Source organism: Spongiactinospora rosea, from assembly GCF_003315795.1.
In the GTDB taxonomy this organism is placed as follows: Bacteria; Actinomycetota; Actinomycetes; order Streptosporangiales; family Streptosporangiaceae; genus Spongiactinospora; species Spongiactinospora rosea.
The window spans coordinates 968,132-986,871 of sequence record NZ_QMEY01000001.1; the positions used below are offsets into that span (position 1 = coordinate 968,132).

Annotated in this window: 19 protein-coding genes and 1 tRNA gene; 10 read left to right on the forward strand and 10 right to left on the reverse strand. The window is 70.7% G+C overall.

What is annotated here, in order from left to right; all coding sequences use genetic code 11:
* Positions 1 to 133: 133 nt before the first annotated feature.
* From DP939_RS05075 to DP939_RS05090, 4 genes are all read right to left on the reverse strand, one after another.
* Complete coding sequence (locus tag DP939_RS05075; protein ID WP_113979338.1) at positions 134 to 1,399, reverse strand: extracellular solute-binding protein; 1,266 nt, start codon at positions 1,397 to 1,399, stop codon at positions 134 to 136.
* 307 nt (positions 1,400 to 1,706) lie between these two features.
* Positions 1,707 to 3,578, reverse strand: coding sequence for an acyl-CoA dehydrogenase family protein (locus tag DP939_RS05080; protein WP_113979339.1), 1,872 nt, complete (start codon positions 3,576 to 3,578; stop codon positions 1,707 to 1,709).
* 29 nt (positions 3,579 to 3,607) lie between these two features.
* Positions 3,608 to 4,351, reverse strand: coding sequence for a class I SAM-dependent methyltransferase (locus tag DP939_RS05085; protein WP_113979340.1), 744 nt, complete (start codon positions 4,349 to 4,351; stop codon positions 3,608 to 3,610).
* Positions 4,352 to 4,492: 141 nt separating this feature from the next.
* Positions 4,493 to 5,521 carry an adenosine deaminase gene (locus tag DP939_RS05090; RefSeq protein ID WP_113979341.1) on the reverse strand — a complete coding sequence of 343 codons (1,029 nt, stop codon included), beginning with the start codon at positions 5,519 to 5,521 and terminating at the stop codon, positions 4,493 to 4,495.
* Positions 5,522 to 5,599: 78 nt separating this feature from the next.
* Between DP939_RS05090 and DP939_RS05095 the strand changes: the two genes are divergently transcribed.
* Positions 5,600 to 6,100, forward strand: coding sequence for a SigE family RNA polymerase sigma factor (locus DP939_RS05095; protein WP_113979342.1), 501 nt, complete (start codon positions 5,600 to 5,602; stop codon positions 6,098 to 6,100).
* Positions 6,097 to 7,287: a PASTA domain-containing protein gene (locus DP939_RS05100; RefSeq protein ID WP_113979343.1), complete on the forward strand. Its 1,191-nt coding sequence runs from the start codon at positions 6,097 to 6,099 to the stop codon at positions 7,285 to 7,287. Before DP939_RS05095 ends, DP939_RS05100 begins: the two co-directional genes overlap by 4 nt.
* Positions 7,288 to 7,334: 47 nt before the next feature.
* On the opposite strand, the gene DP939_RS05105 is transcribed toward DP939_RS05100, so the two are convergent.
* Complete coding sequence (locus tag DP939_RS05105) at positions 7,335 to 8,549, reverse strand: pyridoxal phosphate-dependent aminotransferase (protein ID WP_199564935.1); 1,215 nt, start codon at positions 8,547 to 8,549, stop codon at positions 7,335 to 7,337.
* Between the two features lie 190 nt (positions 8,550 to 8,739).
* On the opposite strand from DP939_RS05105, the gene DP939_RS05110 reads away from it, so the two are divergent.
* The 6 genes from DP939_RS05110 (at position 8,740) to DP939_RS05135 (ending at position 12,668) form a co-directional block, all read left to right on the forward strand.
* A tRNA-Trp gene (locus DP939_RS05110) sits at positions 8,740 to 8,812 on the forward strand.
* Positions 8,813 to 8,888: 76 nt separating this feature from the next.
* On the forward strand, positions 8,889 to 9,137 hold the full coding sequence (gene secE / locus DP939_RS05115) for a preprotein translocase subunit SecE (RefSeq protein WP_113979345.1): 249 nt from the start codon (positions 8,889 to 8,891) through the stop codon (positions 9,135 to 9,137).
* 78 nt (positions 9,138 to 9,215) lie between these two features.
* Positions 9,216 to 10,004, forward strand: coding sequence for a transcription termination/antitermination protein NusG (gene nusG / locus DP939_RS05120; protein WP_113979346.1), 789 nt, complete (start codon positions 9,216 to 9,218; stop codon positions 10,002 to 10,004).
* 90 nt (positions 10,005 to 10,094) lie between these two features.
* Positions 10,095 to 10,526, forward strand: a complete 432-nt coding sequence (rplK, locus tag DP939_RS05125; RefSeq protein WP_113979347.1) for a 50S ribosomal protein L11 — start codon at positions 10,095 to 10,097, stop codon at positions 10,524 to 10,526.
* Positions 10,527 to 10,618: 92 nt separating this feature from the next.
* On the forward strand, positions 10,619 to 11,338 hold the full coding sequence (rplA, locus tag DP939_RS05130; protein WP_113979348.1) for a 50S ribosomal protein L1: 720 nt from the start codon (positions 10,619 to 10,621) through the stop codon (positions 11,336 to 11,338).
* Between the two features lie 529 nt (positions 11,339 to 11,867).
* Positions 11,868 to 12,668, forward strand: coding sequence for a LolA-like protein (locus DP939_RS05135; RefSeq protein WP_225878049.1), 801 nt, complete (start codon positions 11,868 to 11,870; stop codon positions 12,666 to 12,668).
* Positions 12,669 to 12,829: 161 nt separating this feature from the next.
* Here DP939_RS05135 and DP939_RS05140 read toward each other — a convergent pair whose 3' ends face one another.
* The 4 genes from DP939_RS05140 to DP939_RS05155 form a co-directional block, all read right to left on the reverse strand.
* On the reverse strand, positions 12,830 to 13,294 hold the full coding sequence (locus tag DP939_RS05140) for a nitroreductase family deazaflavin-dependent oxidoreductase (protein ID WP_113979349.1): 465 nt from the start codon (positions 13,292 to 13,294) through the stop codon (positions 12,830 to 12,832).
* 81 nt (positions 13,295 to 13,375) lie between these two features.
* Complete coding sequence (locus tag DP939_RS05145; protein WP_225878071.1) at positions 13,376 to 14,218, reverse strand: alpha/beta fold hydrolase; 843 nt, start codon at positions 14,216 to 14,218, stop codon at positions 13,376 to 13,378.
* Between the two features lie 2 nt (positions 14,219 to 14,220).
* Positions 14,221 to 14,574 carry an MmcQ/YjbR family DNA-binding protein gene (locus tag DP939_RS05150; protein ID WP_199564936.1) on the reverse strand — a complete coding sequence of 118 codons (354 nt, stop codon included), beginning with the start codon at positions 14,572 to 14,574 and terminating at the stop codon, positions 14,221 to 14,223.
* Positions 14,575 to 14,611: 37 nt separating this feature from the next.
* Positions 14,612 to 15,439 carry an NmrA family NAD(P)-binding protein gene (locus DP939_RS05155; protein WP_113979352.1) on the reverse strand — a complete coding sequence of 276 codons (828 nt, stop codon included), beginning with the start codon at positions 15,437 to 15,439 and terminating at the stop codon, positions 14,612 to 14,614.
* A gap of 86 nt (positions 15,440 to 15,525) precedes the next feature.
* Between DP939_RS05155 and DP939_RS05160 the strand changes: the two genes are divergently transcribed.
* A complete protein-coding gene (locus DP939_RS05160; protein ID WP_113979353.1) occupies positions 15,526 to 16,434 on the forward strand; it encodes an AraC family transcriptional regulator in 909 nt (302 codons plus the stop codon).
* 7 nt (positions 16,435 to 16,441) lie between these two features.
* Here the strand turns inward: DP939_RS05160 and DP939_RS05165 are convergent, their stop codons facing one another.
* Positions 16,442 to 17,401, reverse strand: coding sequence for a helix-turn-helix transcriptional regulator (locus tag DP939_RS05165; protein ID WP_113979354.1), 960 nt, complete (start codon positions 17,399 to 17,401; stop codon positions 16,442 to 16,444).
* Between the two features lie 63 nt (positions 17,402 to 17,464).
* Between DP939_RS05165 and DP939_RS05170 the strand changes: the two genes are divergently transcribed.
* Positions 17,465 to 18,637, forward strand: a complete 1,173-nt coding sequence (locus tag DP939_RS05170) for an epoxide hydrolase family protein (protein ID WP_113979355.1) — start codon at positions 17,465 to 17,467, stop codon at positions 18,635 to 18,637.
* Positions 18,638 to 18,740: the final 103 nt, after the last annotated feature.

Consider the following 18,740-nt stretch of genomic DNA (forward strand, 5'->3'; position numbering starts at 1 on the left):
GGAAAGGGCCCGAAGGGGCCTTTGGGGGACCTGCGGGGTCTCTTGGGGATCCGCAGGGGGCCCCACAGGGGGTACGGCCGGCGCCGGGGTGTCGAGGCGCCGGCCGTACGGGTGTGCCCGGGGTCAGCCGGGATCAGCCCGTCTCTGCGGCCTTCTGCAGGTCACCGAGCACCTTGGCCGGGTCCTCGACCGCGCCGCCGATGGTCTGCTTGATGGTGTCCGAAACAGCGGGCCACTTGGGGTCGGTGAAGGGGTAGAAGCTGGCGTTCGGGAGTCCGTCCAGGAACGGCTTCAGCTTCTCGTCGCCGGACAGCTTCTCGATGCCGCCCTTGGTGACGGGCAGCAGCTTGTAGTTGTCCACGATCTTCTGCACCGCGTTGCCGGTGTAGAAGAAGTCGAAGAACTTCTTGATCTCGGCCGGGTGGTTGTTCTTGTTGAACGCCATGATCCAGTCCATGACGCCGAGCGTGGTGTCGAGCGCACCGGTCTTGCCGGCGATCGGCGCGACACCGTACTTGTCCTTCACCGAACCCTCGTCGAAGATCGGGATGGACATGGGGCCGCCGTTGACCATGCCGACCTTGCCCGCCGCGAAGTCCTCCCAGACCGTCTTGCGGTCCTTGGTGCCCGGGTTCGGGGTGGTCAGACCCGCGTCCACCAGGCCCTTCATGAAGGTGAAGGCCTCGATGTTCTGGGGCGAGTTGATCGCCCACTTGCCGGAGGCGTCCTTGTATCCGCCACCGGCGCCGAGGAACCACAGGAACGACTCGCCCTGTGCCTCCTCCTGGCCGAGCGGCAGGCCGAACGGCTGGCTCACGCCGGACTTCTTCAGCTTCTCCGCGGCGGCCTTGAGTTCGTCCCAGGTCTTGGGCGGTTCGGCGACCCCGGCCTTGTCGAAGAGCTCCTTGTTGTAGAAGAGCCCGCGGGCCGAGGAGACGAACGGGATGCCGTACGCGACGCCGTCCACCTTGCCGAAGTCGGCGAACTTGGTCAGCAGGTCCTGCTGAACGTTCGGAGAGAGGATCTCGTCGACCTTGTGCAGCAGCTGGTCCTCGACGAAGCCGGAGTAGCCGCCGGTCTGCAGGATGTCCGGCGGCTGGCCGTTCTGCACCATGGTGGCGACCTGCTTGTCGATGTCGTTCCAGTTGATCACCTGGACATCGATCTTGATGTTCGGGTTGGCGGCCTGGAACTCGTCGACGATGCCCTTCCAGAACTTCGCCCCGGCGTTCTCCGCGTTCGGGTCGGAGCCGTAGTCGGCGGCCACCATCTTCAGCGTCACCGCGCCGCCACCCGAGGCGGCGGTCTTGTCGCCGCCCTGGCTGGTTCCGGACGAACCGCAACCGGCCAGGGCCAAGACGGCCGCCAAGCCGAGGGCGCCCGCGATCCTCGTTCTCATCAGTGAATACCACCTTGACCTGGGGGAACCTCTGGTCCGTACCGGTCTGCCCGCCGTCTGCGGGGCCCCGTGTAGACGGCCGCATCCAAGTACGGCGAGGCCAGCGTAAGCGTGGGGTTGATGGCCGGTCCATACCGGGAAATATCGGATCTGCAACGAGTAGGTGGCGAACAAGCGTCGCCGGTCTAGACCGGTTGCAAATGATCGATGGCGAACGGCCGCCTCACCGTAGCCAGGCACCGGAATCCCGGCGGGTGTGATTGCGCGGTATAGACCAGTGCCCGGCGTCGTGGTGGCGGGGCCTGTCTCAGTGCGCGACGGCCCGGTGGACGTCCTCGGTGACCGGCGTGCCGGGCTCGGTGGCGGCGACCCAGGGGCCCTCCAGGGAGGGGTCCAGGATGCCCTCCTCCAGGAACGTGTAGCGGCCGGTGAGGGCGTACCGGGCCAGGCGTACGTCCGCGCCGTCGGTGTTGTTCCACAGCCGCCCGAACAGCTCCTCCACCCGCAGCCGCGCCTGGCGGCAGAAGACGTCGGCCAGTTCCTGGGGCCTGCGGCCCAGGTCGGTGGTGTCCTCCTGGGCGCTGACGCAGGTGGCGGTCATCGCGAACAGTTCAGCGCCGATGTCCACGACACGCCCGAGAAAGCCCTGTTTGTGCTCCAGCTTGGCCTGCCAGCGGGACATGCCGTAGAAGATGGACCTGGCCAGCTTGCGGCTGGTCCGCTCCACGTAGCGCAGGTGCCCGGCCAGCGGCCCGAACTCCGCGTACGCCCCCGGCCGCACACCCGCCCCGACCACCAGCGTCGGCAGCCAGCGGGCGTAGAAGCCGCCCGCCCTGGCCAGCGCGCGGGCGCGGTCGGCGGCGGCGGCCGAGGGATCGACGAGCTGCCCGGCCACCGCGAGGTGGGCGTCCACCGCCTCGCGGGCGATGAGCAGGTGCATGATCTCCGAACTGCCCTCGAAGATCCGGTTGATCCGCATGTCGCGGAGGATCTGCTCGGCGGGGACGCCCCGTTCGCCCCGCGCGGCCAGCGACTCGGCGGTCTCGTACCCGCGTCCGCCCCTGATCTGGACCAGGTCGTCCACGACCCGCCAGCCCATCTCCGAGGCGTACAGCTTGGCGAGGGCCGCCTCGATCCTGATGTCGCTGGACTCGGCGTCGACCAGCCGTCCGGCGAGATCGACCACCGCGCCCAGCGCGTAGGCGGTCGCCGTGATGAACGCGAGCTTGCCGGCCACCGCCTCGTGCGCGCCGATCCGCCGCCCCCACTGCTCCCTGGCCCCGGACCACTCCCGGGCGATCTTGGCGGCCCACCTGGCGTTGCCCGCGCAGGTCGCGGGCAGTGAGAGGCGGCCGGTGTTGAGCGTGGTGAGGGCGATCTTGAGGCCCTGGCCCTCCCGGCCGATCAGGTTGGCTGCCGGTACGCGCACCCGGTCGAACCGGGTCACGCCATTCTCGATGCCGCGCAGCCCCATGAACGCGTTGCGCCGTTCGACCGTGATGCCCGGCGTGTCGGCCTCGACGACGAACGCCGAGATGCCCCGGGCGGTCCTGGCCATCACCACCAGCAGGTCGGCGATCACGCCGTTGGTGGTCCACAGCTTGACGCCGTCGAGGATGTAGTCATCGCCGTCGGGTGTGGCGGTCGTGGCCAGGCGGGCGGGGTCGGAGCCGACGTCCGGCTCGGTCAGCAGGAAGGCCGAGACGTCCCCGGCCGCGCAGCGGGGCAGGAACGCGCGTTTCTGCTCCTCGGTGCCGAACAGCTTCAGCGGCTGCGGCACGCCGATCGACTGGTGCGCCGACAGCAGCGCGGCCAGCGACGGAACGTAGGAGGCGACCATGGACAGGGCGCGGCCGTAGTGGACGTGGCCGAGGCCCAGGCCGCCGTACCGCTCGGGGATGTTCATCCCGAACGCGCCCAGTTCGGCCAGGCCCTTGACGACCTCGTCGGGGACGCGCGCCGTACGCTCGATCAGCGCCGGATCGACCCGGGCGGACAGGAAGCGGCGCAGCGAGCGCAGGAACTCCTCGCCCTTGGCCGCCCCGGACACCGGTGGCGGCGGATGCACCAGATCCAGCCGGAAGTCGCCGAGGAAGAGCTGCCTGCCGAAGCTGGGCCGGGTCCACTCGGTCTCCCTGGCCTGCTCGGCGACCTCGCGGGCGCGCGCGTAGTCCGTCATGCCGATGGACGTACCCGCGCGCGGGCGGGTCAGACTTTCGGGACCTCCGCCACGCAGAACACCGTCTGGCCGAACGGCGGGCGGATGAACCGCTCGATCAGCCGGGTCGCCGGGACCACCGTGCGGTCGTAGATCTTGACCAGCCGGGGGTCGGGATAGCCCACGCCGCCCCGGCGCACGGCCAGCCACCAGGCGATGCCGCCGAGGAAGTTGATCGGCTTGATCGTGCGGATCCGCAGGCCCGCCGAGGTGACCGTGCGGGCGAGCGTGGCCGGCGTGTACCGCGTGACATGCCCGACCTTGCGGTCGAAGTCACCATAAAGCTGCATGTAGCCGGGCACCCAGATGATGATCCGGCCGCCCGGAACGGTCACCCTGGCCAGCGAGCGCAGCGCCTCGGCGTCCTGCTCGATGTGCTCAAGGACGTTCATCATCACGACCGTGTCGACCCGGTCGTCGCCCTCCAGCGGGATCTCCGTCGGCAGCCCGAACTGGAGCACCTGGATCGCCTTCTCGTGCCCGTCGAAGCGCTTGCGCAGCTGCTCCACGCAGTAGGGGTCGAAGTCGCTGACCACCAGGCGGTCGAGCCGGGGCAGGAACTGCTCGGCGAAGTGGCCGAGCCCCGATCCGATCTCCAGCATCGACCGGCCGACGTGCGGGGCCACCATGTCCAGCTCGTACTGGCGGTAGTTTCTGGCCTCATCGCCGCCCAGATGATTTTCCAGGGCTTCGTCTCCGGCGGCCGGTTGTACTACACGGTCATACCCAGACATGCGATTCCGTCCAGCTCGCTGATTACACAAAACCGTGGCCGGTCGGCCACGGTACGGACTCGGCCGAGTCTAGTGGGATCAATGGCGGCCGTTCTCAAACTCCGTCCCACCCGCTTCCCCCAGTCTGCCTCAGCTTCGGCTTCAGGGGGCGGGGGAGTCGTCGGCCAGCCAGGCGTCGACGCGCCGCAGCAGGTCCTTGACGACCTGCTCGGGCGCGGAGGAGGACCGGATCGACTGGCGGGCCAGTTCGGCCAGCTCCGCGTCACGGAACCCGTGCGCATCCCTGGCCAGTTCGTACTGCCGCAGCAGCCGCGAGCCGAACAGCAGCGGGTCGTCCGCGCCCAGCGCGATCGGCACCCCCGCGTCGAACATCCGCCGCAGCGGCACGTCCTCGGCCCGCTCGGCGACCCCCAGCCCGACGTTGGACGCCGGGCACACCTCGCAGGTGATCTGCCGGTCGGCCAGCCGTTCCAGCAGGCGCGGCGACTCGGCCGCGCGCACGCCGTGCCCGATCCGGTCGGCGTCCAGGTCGTCCACGCACTCGGCCACGCTCACCGGCCCGGCCAGCTCCCCGCCGTGCGGTACGGCCAGCAGCCCGGCCCGCTTGGCGATCCGGAACGCGCCGTCGAAGTCGCGGGCCCTGGCCCGCCGTTCGTCGTTGGACAGCCCGAACCCGACCACGCCCTGACCCGCGTACTGCGCGGCGAGCCTGGCCAGCGTCTTGGCGTCGAGCGGGTGCCGGGTGCGGTTCGCCGCGACGACCACCCCGATGCCGATCTCGCTCGCGGCGGCGGCCTGCCGCGCGGCGTCCAGCACCAGGTCCAGCGTCGCCGTCAGGCCGCCGAACCGCGCCGCGTACCCGGAGGGATCGACCTGGATCTCCAGCCACGCCGACCCCTCGGCCGCCTCGTCCTCCGCGGCCTCGCGCAGCAGCCGGTAGACGTCGCTCGGGCGGCGCAGCACCGAACGCGCGATGTCGTACAGCCGCTGGAACCGGAACCAGCCCCGCTCGTCGGTCGCGTGCAGCTTGGGCGGCCAGTCCTCCTCCAGCGCGTCGGGCAGGTGGATGCCCTGCTCCCTGGCCAGTTCGATCAGCGTCGAATGCCGCATGGAACCGGTGAAGTGCAGATGCAGGTGCGCTTTCGGGAGGGTGTGGAGTGGCCGTGGCATTTCCCCATGGTGCCGTAACTTCGATCTCAACCTGCGCGGACCCCGGCGCGTTGGGAGGGGCGAAAGGGGACCTCGCTGATGACGGACGAAGACGAGGCGGCCTTTGATGAGTTCCTGGCCGCCCGAAGTACGGCTCTGCTGCGCACCGCGATCCTGGTGTGCGGCGCGTCCCAGCATGACGCCGAGGACCTGGTCCAGCACGCCCTGGAGAAGGTCTACCGGCACTGGCCGCGCATCCGGCACGACAACCCCGGCGCCTACGCCAGGCGCGTCGTGGTGAACGCGGCCATCTCCGCCGCGCGGCGGGCGAAGGTGATCAGGGAGATCTCCTTCGCCCGCCCGCCGGACACGGCCGCCACCGCGGCCGACCTCGACCTGCGCGAGGTCATGCTGGGCGAACTGCGCAGACTCCCCGCGCGGATGCGCGCGGTCGTGGTGCTGCGCTACTGGGAGGACCTCTCGGAAACCGAGACGGCCACACTGCTCGGCTGCTCGGCCGGGACCGTAAAGAGCCAGGCGGCCCGTGGGCTCGGCCGCATCCGCGAACGCATGACGAGACTCGAGGGAGTGAGCGCATGACCATCGAGGACGAACTCAGGGACGCCATGTCCACGCAGGTCGGCGACGTGCGAGCGGGGGCGGGCACGGCGGCGGCCGTGCGCAGGCTGCACCGCCGCCGTACCGTCAGGCTCCGTACGGCGGGCGCGGCGCTGGTGACGGTGGCGGTCGCCGGGACGGTGCCGCTCTACCTGGCGATGAGCCCGGGGCAGGAGTCGCCGGGGCTGGGGCAGCGGGCGGCGTCGGGCGCCACGGTAAAGCCGGGCGTGGCGATGCCGGACCTGGCCGGGATGACCATGGAACAGGCGGAGCGGGCACTGGGCCGCGCCGGGCTGACGGCCGACTACAAGAGCGCGCCCTCCAGCGCGGTGCCGGGCAACTCGGTGATCTCGCAGGCGCCCACGGCGGGCACGGCCGTGGAACCGGGAGCCCGCGTCACGGTCACGGTGTCGGACGGGACCAAGGACAAGCTTCCGCCGGAACTGGGCGACTTGGGGCAGGGCGGCAGGCGATTCGCCGGGATCGAGTGGAGGTACCTGCCGGACGGGCTGAAGTGGGAGGGCTCGTACGCCGAGGACAGCTTCGGCGCCGACAGCCTGTCCACCGCATGGAACACCCCGGCCGACACCGAAGAGCCGCCGGGGGTCGACGTGGTCGTCTATCGGGGGGACTCGGCCGCGGAGGCCGCCGACCGGCTGACGCGCTACGGCAAGGAGGGCGCCGAGTCGATCACCGTCAGGAACGGCCGGAAGGCGTACCTGGTCGATGTGGGCGAGAACGACTGGGTGCTGGGCGAGGACGAGTCGGAGCCCGCGCCGACCGCGACTTTCACCGAGCTGCCGTACGAGCTGCCCGCTGAGTCGCTGTCCGCGGAGCCCACCACGATGCCGTCCGAGGACGGGGAGAAGCCCACCGGACCGAGCGAGCCTGAGGCGACCGGACCGAGTGGACCTGAGGCGACCGGACCGAGCGAGCCTGAGGCGACCGGACCGAGTGGACCTGAGGCGACCGGACCGAGTGAACCTGAGGCGACCGGACCGAGCGAGCCTGAGGCCACGCCGTCAGGGGAGTTCAGCAGCCGCCTAATGCTCTGGCAGGAATCGCCGGAGCTGGCGATCGAAGTAATGATCAGCGCGGAGCTCGCCGGAAAGATGGGCGCCGACGCCGAGCTGAAGAAGATCGCCGAATCGCTCACCGTCGTGCCGTGAGCCGGCGAGGGGGCCCGCCCTGCGGGAGCGGGCCCTTGCCGCTCGCGTCAGCGGATCTCTGAGAACAGCTTGGCGATCCGGCTGACGCCCTCCACCAGGTCGTCATCGCCCAGCGCGTAGGACAGCCGGAAGTAGCCCGGCGTGCCGAACGCCTCGCCCGGCACCACCGCGACCTCGGCCTCTTCGAGCACCAGCTCGGCCAGCTCGGCGGTCGTGGCCGGGCGACGGCCGCGCAGCTCCTTACCGAGGAGCTGCTTGACCGACGGGTAGACGTAGAACGCGCCCAGCGGCTCGGGGCAGAGCACGCCGGGGATCTCGTTGAGCATCCGCACGATGGTCTGGCGGCGGCGGTCGAACGCCTCGCGCATGGTCGCCACCGCCGACAGGTCGCCGGTCAGCGCGGTCAGCGCGGCGGCCTGGGACACGTTGGCCACGTTGGAGGTGGCGTGCGACTGGAGGTTGGTCGCGGCCTTCACGACGTCCTTGGGGCCGATCATCCAGCCCACCCGCCAGCCGGTCATCGCGTAGGTCTTGGCCACGCCGTTCAGGATGACCACGTGGTCGGCCAGCTCGGGCGTGGCGGTGGCGATGCTGGTGAACTCCGCGCCGCCGTACACCAGGTGCTCATAAATCTCGTCGGTGACCACCCAGAGCCCGTGCTCGACCGCCCAGCGGCCGATCGCCTCGACCTCGGCGCGGCCGTAGACCGCGCCCGTCGGGTTGGACGGCGAGACGAACAGCAGCGCCTTGGTCCGCTCGGTGCGGGCCGCCTCAAGCTGGTCGAGGCTCGCCAGGTAGCCGGTCGTCTCGTCGGTGACGACATCGACCTGGACCCCGCCCGCCAGCTTGATCGCCTCGGGGTAGGTGGTCCAGTAGGGCGCTATCACGATGACCTCGTCGCCCGGGTCGAGCAGCGTGGCGAACGCCTCGTACACCGCCTGCTTGCCGCCGTTGGTGATCAGCACCTGCGAGGTGTCGGCCCGGTAGCCCGAGTCGCGGAGCGTCTTGTCCACGATCGCCTGCTTGAGCTCGGGCAGGCCGCCCGCCGGGGTGTACTTGTGAAAGCGCGGGTTGCGTGCGGCCTCGACGGCGGCCTCGACGATGTAGTCGGGCGTCGGGAAGTCCGGCTCGCCCGCGCCGAAGCCGATCACCGGACGGCCGGCCGCCTTCATGGCCTTGGCCTTGGAGTCCACCGCGAGGGTCGCGGACTCGGAGATGGCTGCGATACGCGCTGAGATGCGAGGTCGGGTCATACCCCCCATGCTCCCAGACGCGCAGGGCCGTCACCTCCTCTTATCCGGGGCGTGTGGCCTGTGGTTCTGCTGCGGTTCGACGTGAGGCCGAAACCCCCGTAGACTGCGGCATGGCCGTGGCCACCGTTCGTCGTGTGGCCGGCCGAGCGAGTCCTGGCCAGACTCCGGCTCAGTCGGGGTATGGTTGGTTGCACGACCTAGGGCACTGGCGCAATTGGTAGCGCACCGGTCTCCAAAACCGGCGGTTGGGGGTTCGAGTCCCTCGTGCCCTGCGAGAAGCGGTCCGCGCGGCAGGCGTGTTACAGCGCACCGCAGGTGGCGAGGACACGACGGATCAGGTGATTAATTGTGGCGATCGACACGCGCGGCGAGACTTCGGACAAGCCGGCTCCCAGCCCTAAGAAGAAGCGCACCACACCGGCCCTGTTCTATCGGCAGGTGGTCGCAGAGCTGCGTAAGGTCATTTGGCCGACGCGCAAGGACCTGATCACTTACACCACGGTCGTCTTGGTCTTCGTGTTGATCATGGTGGGCATCGTGTCCGCGCTAGACTTCCTGTTTACGGAGGGTGTGCTGCGGCTCTTCGGGTCCTCCTGAGCGATCCGGAGTCGATACCGGCGGGCACGCTCGCCGGTGTTGCCAGCAGCCCATCCAAAGGAAAGAGAAAGAGTCACCGTGTCCGAGTCCCCACTGTCGGCCGGCGGATCCCGCGAGGAGTGGGACGGCGAGCCCGACGAGGTGATCGAGGCCGTCGGCGAGAGCCCTGAGGCGGCGGAGTCCGAGGCGTCGGAAGAGCCGGAGGCCGCGCAGGAGGCCGATGGCGCCGATGAGTCGGCCGTCGATGAAGACGGTGACGTCCTTCCGGACCTGTCGGAGGTCGACCCGGTCGAGGAGTTCAAGCGCCAGATGCGCGGCCTCCCGGGCGAGTGGTATGTCATCCACTCCTACGCCGGTTACGAGAACCGGGTGAAGTCCAACATCGAGACCCGTATCGGCTCGCTCAACATGGAAGACTTCATCTTCCAGGTCGAGGTGCCCACGCACACCGTGACCGAGTTCAAGAGCGGTAAGAAGGTCCCGGTCAAGGAGCGGGTGCTGCCCGGCTACGTGCTGGTCCGGATGGACCTCTCCGACGAGTCGTGGGCGGCGGTCCGCAACACGCCCGGCGTCACCGGTTTCGTGGGCCTGTCCAACAAGCCGAGCCCGCTCAACCTCGACGAGGTCGCCAAGCTGCTCGCGCCCGAGCCCGCCGAAGAGTCCAAGAAGGCGGCGTCCAAGGCCGCGCCCGCCACGGTCGACTTCGAGGTCGGCGAGTCCGTCACGGTCATGGACGGCCCGTTCGCCACGCTGCCCGCGACGGTCAGCGAGATCAGCGCCGAGTCGCAGAAGCTCAAGGTGCTCGTCTCGATCTTCGGCAGAGAGACCCCGGTCGAGCTGTCGTTCAACCAGGTCTCGAAGATCTGAGTCATCGCGTAGACTTGCCATTCGTCCCCTCGGTCGCGTAGCGATGAGCCGCGTCCGCGAGGGATCGTAAAAGGACCCGGAGAAGGACAGATGCCTCCTAAGAAGAAGATCGCGGCATTGGTCAAGGTCCAGCTCCCCGCTGGCCAGGCCACGCCCGCCCCGCCCGTCGGTACCGCGCTCGGCCCGCACGGCGTCAACATCATGGACTTCGTGAAGCAGTACAACGCTGCCACCGAGGCCCAGCGGGGGAACATCATCCCCGTCGAGATCACCATCTTCGAAGACCGCACCTTCAACTTCATCACCAAGACGCCCCCGGCGCCTGAGCTGATCAAGAAGGCCGCCGGTCTCGACAAGGGCAGCGCCAACCCGCACCGCGACAAGGTGGGCAAGCTCACCAAGGACCAGCTGCGGCAGATCGCCGAGACCAAGATGCAGGACCTCAACGCCAACGACATCGCGGCCGCCGAGAAGATCATCGCCGGCACCGCCCGGTCGATGGGCATCACGGTCGCCGACTGACGACACCGGCCGGCGATTCAGCCGGTCGGCCAGTGGAAGGGCCGAGCGCTGGCCCATACCACGACCACTCGTCCATGACACAGGAGTGAGCAGTGAAGCGCAGCAAGGGCTACCGCAACGCGGCGGGCCAGATCGACAGGGACAACCTCTACGCCCCCGCCGAGGCGGCGAAGCTGGCCAAGGACACCTCTGTCACCAAGTTCGACGCCACCGTCGAGGTGGCGCTGCGGCTGGGCGTCGACCCCCGCAAGGCGGACCAGATGGTGCGCGGCACCGTCAACCTCCCGCACGGCACCGGCAAGACCGCCCGGGTCCTGGTCTTCGCGACCGGTGACCGCGCCGAGGAGGCCCGCCAGGCGGGCGCCGACATCGTCGGCGCCGACGAGCTGATCGACGAGATCTCCAAGGGCAACCGGCTCAACGAGTTCGACGCGGTCGTCGCCACCCCCGACCTGATGGGCAAGGTCGGCCGGCTCGGCCGGGTGCTCGGCCCCCGCGGCCTGATGCCCAACCCGAAGACCGGCACGGTCACCCCCAATGTGTCCAAGGCGGTCACCGAGATCAAGGGTGGCAAGATCGAGTTCCGCGTCGACCGGCACGCCAACCTGCACTTCATCATCGGCCGCTCGTCCTTTAGCGAGCGCCAGCTCGTGGAGAACTACGCGGCGGCCCTCGACGAGGTGCTCCGGCTCAAGCCGTCCGCGGCCAAGGGGCGCTACCTCAAGAAGGTCACCTTCAGCACCTCCATGGGCCCGGGCATCCCGGTCGACCCCAACATCGTCCGCGGCCTCGTCGCCGAAAACCCCGCCTGACCCACCCCGACAGCCCACCCCGCCCACACGAGGCTGGGGTGGGCTTCGTCCTTCCCGGGGTATCAGGTCATGAAGACACCGCTGTGAAGGCCCGGCACCCCCAACCACCCCCGCCCCCGTACCCCCGGCGCTCGTCACTTGGCATTCCGCGCTGCCCTGGCCCCCATCCCTCCAACACCAGCCAAGGCCCCTCGCCCACCTGCGGCTACCGATGCGAGGGGCGCGGAGGCGGACAGGTCGGCCTTGATGTCCGGTACGTCGAGGTGGGCGATGTCGTCCGGCCGATGTCTACGGTCGCCAGCACGTTAGGGGCGGCGAATGTGCAGGTTTGGCGAGGTAAAGGTGCGTTTACTGCCGAAGTATCGGTAGTTCCCTGATAAAGGCGGACCCTCAGGGTAAACCCGGGGATAACCCGGAGGTCCCGGGGGATCACGGCCCGAACGCCCCACCGGCGCGTAGGGTCGGAGTCAGTGCAGGGGATATGAAGGGACTCAAATAGATGCGCCGGATTTCACTCGCGATCGCCGCCGTGAGCGCAGCCAGTGTGGTCGCCCTCACCGGGTGCGGGTCGACGAGTCCGCAGCTCGGCAACGTCAAGCTGGCCGCGGCCGAAGCCGTGGCGCAGACGGCCGAGAAGGCGGAAGCGGTCACCAGTTACACCGTTGACGCCGTGGCCGAATTCTCACACTCCAAGGGTGAGAGCGGCAAGGTTCAGGGTCGGATGGTGTACCAGAGCAAGCCGCAGCTCGGGGTCGACGTCACCCTCGACACCGTCGCCTTCGGCGAGAACAGCCTGCCCGGTGGCGCCCGGGCGATCCTGCTCGGCGACACCGCCTACGTCAAGGTGGACGCCCTGAAGTCGGCCACCGGCGCGACCAAGCCGTGGATCAAGGCGTCCGTCTCCGACCTCGACGGAGGCCACCAGAGCGAGGCGAACGACGCGCTCAGCCGGGTCCGGCAGTTCGACCTGGCCGCGGCGGTCAAGCTGGTCACCGCGTCCAAGGACATCAAGGCCGTGGGCACCGAGAGCGTCGGTGGCGCGGACACCACGCACTACTCCGGCACTTTCCCGGTGGACGAGGCCGTCAAGCTGCTGGACGACGCCAAGCGCGCCCCGGCCGCCGACCAGCTCGGTGAGTTCAAGGACATCAAGTTCGACCTGTGGGCGGACGCGGAGAGCCTGCCCCGCAAGATCACCCTGAACGGTTCGGCGGAGGGCGGCTCGTTCAACGCCACCATGCTGTTCAAGGGCTACAACGAGCCGGTCGAGATCTCGGCCCCGCCGGCGAACGAGGTCGGCGAGATCCCGCAGCAGAAGAACTTCAACTGATCCGCCACTGACCTTTTTCCACCCACCCGAAGGCCCGCGCCTGCCACCGGCGCGGGCCTTCGCCCTTTCCGAGTCTGCGACGAATACCCGTTCGCCTCGACCAAGTGGGGGGCGGGGTCGCGCTGGGCGGTTTCTACACCCGTGTGCACTGCTTGAGGCGTTCAGCGTGGGCTGAGCCGGATCACCGGATACTCGCGGTCGGACTTGCTCTGGTACTTCGCGATCCGGGGCTGGGCGGCGGCGATGCGCTCCCAGGCCCGCTCGCGATCCGCGCCGTCGAGCCGGTGCGGGGCCACCGGCAGCGGGGGGCGGCCGGGCAGTTCGATCGTGGCGCGGTCCGGGTGCGCCATCAGGTTGACGTACCAGTCAGGGTGCCGGCTCCCGCCGCCCGACGCGACGATCAGCCGCCCCCCGTCGGCGTCGTCGGCGAACCACGCCACCGGCGTCTCCCGGGGCTGCCCGCTGCGGCTGCCCACCGTGTTCAGGATCAGCACGTCCATGCCCATCATCTGGCCGCGGCCCCGCCGTACCTTGCGGTTCATCCGGGCGTTCATCGTGCGCTGCATCCACCGGGAGAACGCGCCGGGCGTGCCGGGCCTGCGCCTGCTCGTCTGCTGCTGTGCCATGAGCCACCTCCGGGGCCGTGGTCCGTTCGCTACCCCGCCAACGTAGGACGGCGGCGGCCCGGCACGCTTCTCCGATCCTGCTCAGGGCATGTCCAAGGCGCTGAGCAGGGTGCGCAGGATCGGTTCGGCGTGCGTCCACAGGAGGGAGCCGCCCGCGTCGTGGACGAGGTGGTGGCGGGCGCCGGGGATGCGGCCGGCGAGGGTGCGGCCCTGGTCGGGGGAGTGGGTGGTGTCCTGTTCGCCGTACCAGAGGTCCACCGGGACCTTGATCGCGCCCAGGTCGTACGGCCAGCGGGACATCGCCAGCAGCGTGTCACGGGCGTAGCCGCCCGGACCCTGGCCGAACGCCTCCGCCATGGCCCCCCGGTACGCGCGCGCGAACTCCGGCGACTCGTAGACCGCGCGGTCCACGGCGGGCGCGCCGGGCACGATCATGTCCCACAGCACGTCCGGCGTGATGGCGGCGAAGGACCGCTCGGCCGCCTCCGGGTCGGTGGCGGCCAGGTGTACCAGGTCGCGCAGCGGCGCGGGCAAGGCCGGGCCGAACGCGGGCCAGGCCACCTCGTCGGCCCCCGACACGATCGCCACCCGGGCCGCGATCGGGGCACAGGCCAGGGCGAACGGCGCGCCCTGGGAGAAACCGACGATCCGCGGCCGGGTCAGCCCGAGGGCCGCGACGTCGGCGGCCCAGGAGCCGAGCGTACGGCCGGGGGCGGGATCGGAGGCGCCGAGGCCGGGCCGGTCGAGCGAGATCAGCCGGACGCCGAGCCGGTCCACGACGTCGCCGCCGAACCCCAGCGACCGCCCCGTCCCCGCCCCCGGGCAGAACACGACCGGTGTGCCGTCACGCGGTCCCCACTCCGCCCAGCCGAGCCACCGCCCGTCCGGCAGCCGGGTGCGCCCGGTGCGCGCGGGCTCCGGCACCCTCAAACGACCTCCCTGGCGAGACGGCGCGGGGCGACGAGGGTGTAGGAGGTGCGGACCCACTCGGCGATCTCCTGCCAGCGGTCATCGTCCGGCCGGTCGCCGACCTCGACGCGCACCCAGCCGTGCCGCCCCAGCCCGTAGCCGGCGGGCTCGGCCTCCGGATCGGTGGCCACCACCGCGTCGGCCTCCTCCTTCGGCAGCTTGACGCGTAAGGATGTGGCCTCGGGGTCGGTGAACACGAACGTCTTGTCGCGCACCCGGAACGTCGGCTGGCCGTCCCATGCCTCGACGTCCACCCGCGTGGCCTCGGGCAGCCGGGCGACGATCTCTTCGAGTCTCGCCATGTTGCTCATGAACAGGCAAGATAGCGAACGGCACCGACAAAACGAGCTACGCCGACCAGGCGCCCGCCGCCGCCGCGCGGGCGGCGTAGCCGGCGAAGGTTGCCGGTTCCCGCCCGAGGACGAGCCGCACGTCGCCGGTCGGTTCGGACATGTGCCCGGCGCGGTGCAGCGCGAACATGTCGCCCAGCGCGTCCGCGACGGCCTCGGGGAAGCCCTCGGCGATCAGTTCGGCCCGGTAGGCGGCCGGGGTCAGCTCCACGTACTCGATCGTCCGCCCCGCCGCCCGGCCCATGATCTCGACGGCCTGGCGGAACGTCAGTGCCTCGGGCCCGGAAAGCTCATAGATCCGCCCCGCGTGCCCGTCCTCGGTCAGTGCGGCGGCGGCCACCGCCGCCAGGTCCTCCACGTCGACGAACGGCTCGGGCACGTCCCCGATCGGCAGCGCCAGCCGCCCGGTCCGTACCGGGGCGTGCCAGATGTCCTCACTGAAGTTCTGGGCGAACTCGTTGGCGCGCAGCACGGTCCACTCCGCGCCGGAGGCGGCCACGGCCCGCTCCGCGGCGATCATGCCCGCCCCGAAGTCGCCTTGGATGTGCTCGATCCCGCGCCCGGAAAGGACCACGAAACGCTCGACCGGCCCGTGCCGCCGGGCCTGTTCGACGAAGCCGGCGACGGGGGCGGGGTCGTCGGGGGCGATCAGGTACACCGCCCCGGCCCCCTTGGCCGCCGCTTCCCACGTCCGCGGGTCGGACCAGTCGAAGGGAACCGCGCTGGAGCGGGAGGCCGGCCGTACCGGGAGGTCGCGTTCGCGCAGCAGTCGTACCAAACGGCGGCCGGTCTTGCCGGTCGCGCCGAGAACCAGAATGTCGTCCATGCCTGACAGCCAACCGCCGCGACGCCCGTACGGACATGGCCGAGCGTCCGCGGGAGCTGTCCGATCGTCCCGTTATCGTGAGCGATATGGACCCATATGACGATCTGTTGCGTGGGGTGCGCGGCGAGGGGGCGGTCTTCGGCGCTTCGGCGCTCTCACCGCCGTGGACGCTCGGTTTCGACCGCGGCGCGCCCCTGACGTTGTGCCTGCCGCTGCGCGGCGAAGGGTGGATCGTCCAGGGCGAGACCGCCGAGCGGGTACGGCTGGGCGAGGCCGCCGTGGTGCGCGGGCCCGAGCCCTTCGTGTTCGCCGACAGCGCCACGCCGGGCCCGGTACGGACCGCCGCCGCCGACGCGCCGGCCGAACTGACCGGTGACACGGTCCTGCTCGTCGGTTCGTACCAGCTCGGGGGAGAGGTGCTGCGCCGCCTGATCCGCGTGCTGCCGCCGGTGGCCGTCGTGCCGGACGACAACGACTGCTCCGGGATGCGGACCTACCTTGAGTCCCAGCTCGTCCAGGGCCGCCCGGGCCGTCAGGTCGTACTGGACCGGCTGCTGGACTGGCTGCTGGTCTGCTCGCTGCGCGACTGGTTCGACCGGCCGGAGGCGACCAGGCCCGCGTGGTATGCGGCCTTGAGCGACGACGTGGCGGGCCCGGCCCTGCGCGCGATCCACGACGATCCGGCCCGGCCCTGGACCCTGGCGTCCCTCGCCGCCACCGCCAACGTCTCGCGGACCACGTTCGCCAGGCGGTTCACCGACCTGGTGGGCGATCCGCCGCTGACCTACCTGACGGAGTGGCGGATGGCGCTGGCCGCCGACATGCTCACCGAACCGGCGGCGACGGTGGGGGCGGTGGCCCGCAAGGTGGGATATTCCGACGCGTTCGGGTTCAGTTCGGCCTTCAAGCGCACGCTCGGGATCAGCCCCAGCGCGTACCGCCGGGACGCCGGACGCACCCGCGCCAACGGCGCGGCCCGCGCGATCACCTCCTGAACCCCGCTCAGGCGGTCCGTACGGCCCGTTCGTAGCGGCCGATCAGGGTACGCAGATGCCCGGCGAACTCCGGGCCCTCGACCACCTCGAAGTCGACGTCGAGCAGCCCCAGGTACAGCGCGAGCATCTGCAGGGTGTCGGCCCCGGCCTGGACCAGGCAGGTGCGCTCGTCCACCGCCTCGACCAGCACGGCGGGCGGCAGCCGGGACGCCACGGCCTCGGCCGGCGCGTGCAGCCGTACCCGGGCCCGGTGCCGCCACAGCGCCGCTCCGACGCCGCGCTGGACGTAAGTGGCCACGTCGCCCCCCGGCGGCTCCCTGGGGGCGAATCGCGGCCCCGTGGGCGGGCGCGGCCGCACCCGGTCGGCGCGGAAGGTGCGCCAGTCGTCGCGTTCCACGTCCCAGGCGACCAGGTACCAGCGGCGGCTCATGTGGACCAGCCGGTACGGCTCGGCCAGCCGCCGCGTGACGCCGCCGTCGTGCCCGGTGTAGTCGAACCGCAGCCGTTCGCGCCGCCGGCAGGCCCCGGCCAGTACGGCGAGCACGTCGGCGTCCACCGTCGGTCCCCCGGTCCCGGGCACGGCGACCGTGGCCGACTCCAGCGCCTCCACCCGGTGCCGCAACCGCGCCGGCAGCACCTGCTCCAGCTTGGCCAGCGCGCGCAGCGAGGTCTCCTCGATGCCGGTGACACCGGCGGTGGCGGCCGTACGCAGGCCGGCCACCACGGCGACCGCCTCCTCGTCGTCAAGCAGTAGCGGCGGCAGCGCGGCCCCCGCGCCGAGCCGGTAACCGCCGCCGGGGCCGGGCGTGGCGTGGACCGGGTAGCCGAGTTCGCGCAGCCGCTCGACGTCGTTGCGGACCGTGCGGGTGGTGACCGACAGGCGTTCGGCGAGCTGGGGGCCGGACCAGTCGCGGGGCGTCTGGAGGAGGGAGAGCAGGCGCAGCAGCCGGGCGGAGGTTTCGAGCATGTTCTTCAGTCTGGCAGTGAATGCGGAACCGTCCTTTCCGCGTTCGTTCCTAGTGTCGGCGGCATGGAGAACGAGATTCGCCCCTTCCGCATCGACGTTCCGCAGGCCGACCTCGACGACCTGGCGGACCGGCTCGGCCGTACCCGCTGGCCGCGCGGGGTGCAGAGCACGAGCTGGACCCGCGGGGTCCCCCTCGGGTACCTGCGCGACCTCGCCCGGTACTGGGCGGAGGAGTTCGACTGGCGGGCCCAGGAGGCGGCACTGAACGAGATCCCGCAGTTCGTCACCACGATCGACGGCCAGGACGTCCACTTCATGCACGTACGCTCGCCCGAGCCGGACGCGCTGCCGCTCGTGCTCACGCACGGCTGGCCGAGTTCGCCGCTGGAGTTCCGCAGGGTGATCGGCCCGCTGACCGACCCCAGGGCCCACGGCGGCGACCCCGCCGACGCCTTCCACGTCGTGCTGCCGTCGCTGCCCGGCTACGGGTTCTCCACGCCGGTACGCGAGGAGGGGTGGGGGAACCTGTTCCGCGTCGCCTCGGCGTGGGCCGAGCTGATGGCCCGCCTCGGGTACGAGCGCTACGGCGTCCACGGCACCGACGCGGGGGCGGGCGTGGCGAGCCTGCTCGGCATGATCGCCGCCGACCGGGCGGCGGGCGTCCACCTGACCGGTACGTCGGCGGCCATGCCGTTCGGGCCGCCGATCGACGTCGAGGCGGTGCCCGCGGCCGACCGGGCGCGCGCCGAGCGCTTCAACCGGCTCCAGCGGGAGGGCCTGGGCTACCTCCACATCCAGGCCACGCGGCCCCAGACGCTCGGCTACGGCCTGAACGACTCCCCGGTGGCACAACTGGCCTGGATCGTGGAGAAGTTCGCCGAATGGACCGATCCGGCGCTCGCGCTGCCCGAGGAGGCCGTCGATCGCGACGACCTGCTGACCGCGATCAGCGTCTACTGGTTCACCGGCTCGGGGGCCTCGTCCGCGCACGGCACGTACGAGGGCATGCAGGCGTACCGGGAGATGGCCGGGAACTCTGGGGACTGGGAGGCGGCGCCGCCGGTGCCCACCGGGGTGGCGGTGTTCGCGGGGGACGACACCATCAGGAGCCTGATGGACCCGGCGGGCCACATCGGGCACTGGTCGGAGTACGACCGCGGCGGGCACTTCCCGGCCATGGAGGTGCCGGAACTCCTGAGCGGCGACCTGCGGAAGTTCTTCCGGCCGCTGCGATGACGTGCCGAGGCACGCCGAGGTATGGGGTACTGTGGTGGGTGCCGAAGACCGCCGGTCGTCGCCGAGGCAAGCTCGGTGACCCAAGGTCCCGTGAAACGGGCGA